We start from the raw sequence: 4,214 nt of genomic DNA, 5'->3' as shown, positions 1-4,214 counted from the left end.
CACACACATGAGGATACATTTTTAAGGCTTTGGCACGATAGCCCTGCTCTCGTGCTGCTTGATTACGCCGAGCTTCGGCGACTGTTTTATCATCTAAGAGCGACATCACACACCACCCTTTAGCGCAAACAATTAAGCCAATGCTTGACGTTTCGCTTTAACCCATTTTACCGCCTGACGTACAGGTCTAGGAACATCTGGCTGCAAATATTTAGCGGCGTTGTTAAACCACATCAACAAGCCAAAATCCCCCTCCATTTTAATATCGCCTGCTTGCATGCCTTTCATAAACGCCATGGGATTGGCTTTACTTAAAGTTTTTACCGCATAGTCAGCATCTTTAAAACTTAAGACAAAATCGGGCTTAGGGTGCATTTGGCCATGAGAACGAATGCGACGATTTTTAATGGAAAAATAACGCACTGTCGCTGCATCAAAAGTTTGTAATTGAATCACAAACTGACGATTATGTAATAAGGCCATAAACTCGGCATTTTGATGCGATAAATACTGCATCCGCCCTGCCATAAATAACAACATTAATTCAAACTTATTCATGCAACACCCCATATGCTTGTCTCATTGTTAGACTCTAATTTTTTAGTGTAAAGACTATTTACTGTTATGCAATTGGCCTTGATTAAATATCTATGTGGCCACATAGACAAAAAAGGGCTGAATACAGCCCCGAAGATGCGCTTGAATGTAGCAGTTATTCACGATTTAGGCAAAGTATCCTCTGGTATTTTATGTTTATGTTGTAGCCATTTTTGATAAATAGACTCCACGCCCAAAAAGACAAACGATAACCACAGCATCGCCAAAAAGGCATTTAACCCATGCCATGCACTGGGTAGCACATTGGTTAAAAACTCCATTAATCCCCATAATAAACTAGAAAACAGTATCCCTGCTAAAGCGGCATATAGCCAAATCCGATAACGTGTCATTAGTAATAAACATGTTGAACTGGCAATGACTAAAACTAACATTTGTCGTTCCCCCATCTGATATTTAATCTTCTAACAGCCTTGTTTTTAATTTTCTGCCCTATCTAAAGCTCATGTTAAAAACATGCTCTTTAATTAGAGTTTGTTTTTTGTCCGTTAGCGTGATTATCAGCAGAAAACTTCATCAACAACAGTCTTGCACAGGAGCTTAGCGACCAACTGTGACGCATAGATTTTGACGACATAATTTGTCGTTACATGAGATTTTTGACTTGTTTTTAGCCAAATTTATGATAATTTTAACAAAATCAATTCACTATCTTTCCATAATGATTAAAGAGTAAGCACCATGATGAGCAAGGAAAAAGCCAGTAGTTTGCATAGACAATGGTTAATATTACAACACCTCCCCCAAGGCAAATGGATGGGTACTGCAGATTTACAACTGATGCTAGAACGTGCAGGCGTGCATGTGAGTTTGCGTACTATTCAACGAGATTTAAATCAGCTTGCAGAACGCTTTCCACTCGAAGGCAATGGCGCAAGTCCACAAGGTTGGCGTTGGCGTGCTGATGCGCAAATTTCCAGTTTGCCGCATATTACTACCAGTCAAGCGGTCACTTTTTTAATGGTCGAAGAGCATTTACGCCATTTATTACCACCCAGCTTATTAGATGAATTGCGTCCTTGGTTTGATATGGCGCGACGCTCTGTCAACTATAGTGATAATCAAGGTCGCCATTGGTTAGACTGTGTACGCATTATACCGCCCACACAACCGTTGATTCCTCCTACGGTTAATCGTCAAGCACAACAAGCGATTTATGAAGGCTTATTAGCCAATAAACAAGTGAAGGTGAGCTATCAACGTCGTTATGACAAAGTTGCGGCTGAATATATTTTAAATCCTTTAGGTATTGTGCAACGTGGCCACGTAATTTATTTGATTTGTACACGCCATGATGATGCCAAAATTCGTTTATTTGCGCTGCAAAGGTTTAATAATGCTGAAGTGTTAAAAAGTCCTGTGGTGATTCCTAAAGACTTTAATTTAGATGATTATTTACAAACAGGCGCATTGGGTTTTGGCGAGGGAGAAAGTATTCGCTTAAAAGCTAAATTTACCAAAGTGGTTGGCGACCATCTTTATGAAAGCAAACTCAGCGAAGACCAAGTGATTACTGAATTAGATAATGAACATTTATTAATTGAAGCCACCGTTAAACATACACAACAACTGGTTTGGTGGTTACGTGGTTTTGGTGATGCGGTTGAAGTGTTAGAGCCCGTTTTATAAAATTTTGTGGGCATGATTGCAACTCTGCCCACTTAGTACAAAATCTGCGTTGGTTGGAGTTGTGGTAGTTGAGCGTAGTCGAAACCACCACTTCGACTACGCTCAGCAAACCCGCTAGCTCGCCTGAGCAATCATATATAACATTTGCAAACAATCATCTTCGCTCATATATTTAGGCACAGCATAAGTACCATGCGCTTCTTTAAAAGCCGCTTGCATAATGTCATCAAAGTCTTGTGGTGTCATTTTAGGCACAACAGACTTAATATTTAACTCGGTCATTAATTGTTTTAATTCTTCCATAAACGCCTGAGCAGCAATTGTAGTAGAAGTTTCATGAGTGACTAGGCCACAAAAACGCGCTAACTCAGCCAAACGTTCATCAATAACAGGGCGTGAAAAATTCAACACATAAGGTAAAACGATGGCATTGCTTAAACCATGTGGCAAACCATAATGTCCACCTAATTGATGGGCAATGGCATGAACATAACCCAAACCTGCCATATTTAACGCAAAACCTGCATAATGAGACGCTAAAGCCATTGCTTCACGAGCCTGCAAGTTTTTTGGCTCTTTATAAGCAACACGTAAGTTACTAAAAATTAGTTTAATTGCAGCACGCGCATACAAATCTGATTCTTCTGCGGCAAAATCACTAATAAAGGCTTCTACCGCATGGGTTAAGGCATCCAAACCCGTTTCAGCCGTTACTTTTGGAGGCATACCCGACATAATCACCGAATCTAAAGCCACCATTCTAGGAACTAATTTAGGGTCTAAGACTAAGCCTTTTTGATGAGTTTTATCATCAGAAATCACCGCACCCACCGTCACTTCTGAACCTGTTCCTGCGGTTGTAGGCACTGCATATAAAGGAGCAGTCGCTTTTCTGCCTTTTAAAATACCGACTAATTCTTGTGGTGTTTTATTATTAGTTGCCGCTAAAGCAACGACTTTAGCCACATCAATGGATGAACCACCACCTACCGCTAACACCGAATCACAACCAGCCACTTTATATTGCTGTAAACAGGCTTCGGCAATACTTTGAGTCGGGTCGGGCAATACACCATCAAAAATCGTTGCTTTGACACCGCTAGCTTGTAACTTTTCAACTAAAGGACTTAATACACCCAATTGATTAAGAATTTTGTCCGACACAATCAAAATGTGTTTATGACCAAAATCGCCAATCGCCTGACATAATTTTAATGAAGCCCCCTCACCTGCAAACATGGTGGGTTTGGGTGCAGGAATCAGCGTCATTGCCGCTTTAATCCCAACTAATTGGGCTTTAGCTTTGGTTTTGGTGACTAAAAAAGAACTCATGGGCGTTTTTCCTATTTTTATACGGTACGATGGTACTAAAATAGCTCGAATATACGCCCAAAATTGACTATTTGTCATGTGAAAAAGGGACAATTCATCAACTTTAAAGTGTCTAACAGTTTTGTTTTAAATATTTTTCTTTCTCAGGCGTAGGTTCTATCAAATAACTACTTTGCCAGCTTTTACAATCTAAGTCTGTCGTTTTAATAACAGGTAATAGCTCTTTAGAAGCTACTACACCTCCCAACTTTATATAATTCTCATTATTTTTCTCTTCCCAAGCTTGCTGACGTGCAATTTGTTGTAACTGTATCTCTGACAGTGGCTCTTGTTCTTCTACTGGATTACCATAAATATCTCCATCTAACAAAACTACCTGAGCCATTGATTCATTTAACTTTTCCACATCTTTTGATAACTGTACAGTCTGCTGGCCAACAACATCCAAATTTTTATAACGCTCCGCTAATAATAAAAACAAAACCAATATCAACAACATCTTAATTATTAACTTCATAGATAGCTCTTTGGGAATATTCTTGATAAATGAGATAACAGCATTTTATCATTAAGTCTTTGATAACATTAACATTAACATTAACATTAACATTAACATTAACATTAACATTAACATT

Annotated in this window: 5 protein-coding genes; 1 reads left to right on the top strand and 4 read right to left on the bottom strand. The window is 39.1% G+C overall.

Features of this window, described 5'->3' with window-relative positions; all coding sequences use genetic code 11:
- Positions 1-132: 132 nt before the first annotated feature.
- Entirely contained in the window at positions 133-558 is a 426-nt protein-coding gene (locus Q0212_RS07195) for an SCP2 sterol-binding domain-containing protein (protein ID WP_297924005.1), read from the bottom strand.
- 158 nt (positions 559-716) lie between these two features.
- A complete protein-coding gene (locus Q0212_RS07190; RefSeq protein ID WP_297924003.1) occupies positions 717-992 on the bottom strand; it encodes a hypothetical protein in 276 nt (91 codons plus the stop codon).
- Between the two features lie 307 nt (positions 993-1,299).
- Here Q0212_RS07190 and Q0212_RS07185 point away from each other — a divergent pair, with 307 nt between their 5' ends.
- Positions 1,300-2,247: a WYL domain-containing protein gene (locus Q0212_RS07185; RefSeq protein WP_297924001.1), complete on the top strand. Its 948-nt coding sequence runs from the start codon at positions 1,300-1,302 to the stop codon at positions 2,245-2,247.
- A gap of 114 nt (positions 2,248-2,361) precedes the next feature.
- Here Q0212_RS07185 and Q0212_RS07180 read toward each other — a convergent pair whose 3' ends face one another.
- Both Q0212_RS07180 and Q0212_RS07175 read right to left on the bottom strand, forming a co-directional pair.
- Complete coding sequence (locus Q0212_RS07180) at positions 2,362-3,579, bottom strand: iron-containing alcohol dehydrogenase (RefSeq protein ID WP_297923999.1); 1,218 nt, start codon at positions 3,577-3,579, stop codon at positions 2,362-2,364.
- Positions 3,580-3,691: 112 nt separating this feature from the next.
- Complete coding sequence (locus Q0212_RS07175) at positions 3,692-4,096, bottom strand: hypothetical protein (RefSeq protein WP_297923997.1); 405 nt, start codon at positions 4,094-4,096, stop codon at positions 3,692-3,694.
- Positions 4,097-4,214 lie beyond the last annotated feature (118 nt).

Source organism: uncultured Agitococcus sp. (assembly GCF_937920075.1).
Classification (GTDB): Bacteria; Pseudomonadota; Gammaproteobacteria; order Pseudomonadales; family Moraxellaceae; genus Agitococcus.
The sequence above is the reverse complement of the archived record's forward strand: the minus strand, read 5'-3'. Positions and strand labels throughout refer to the sequence as shown.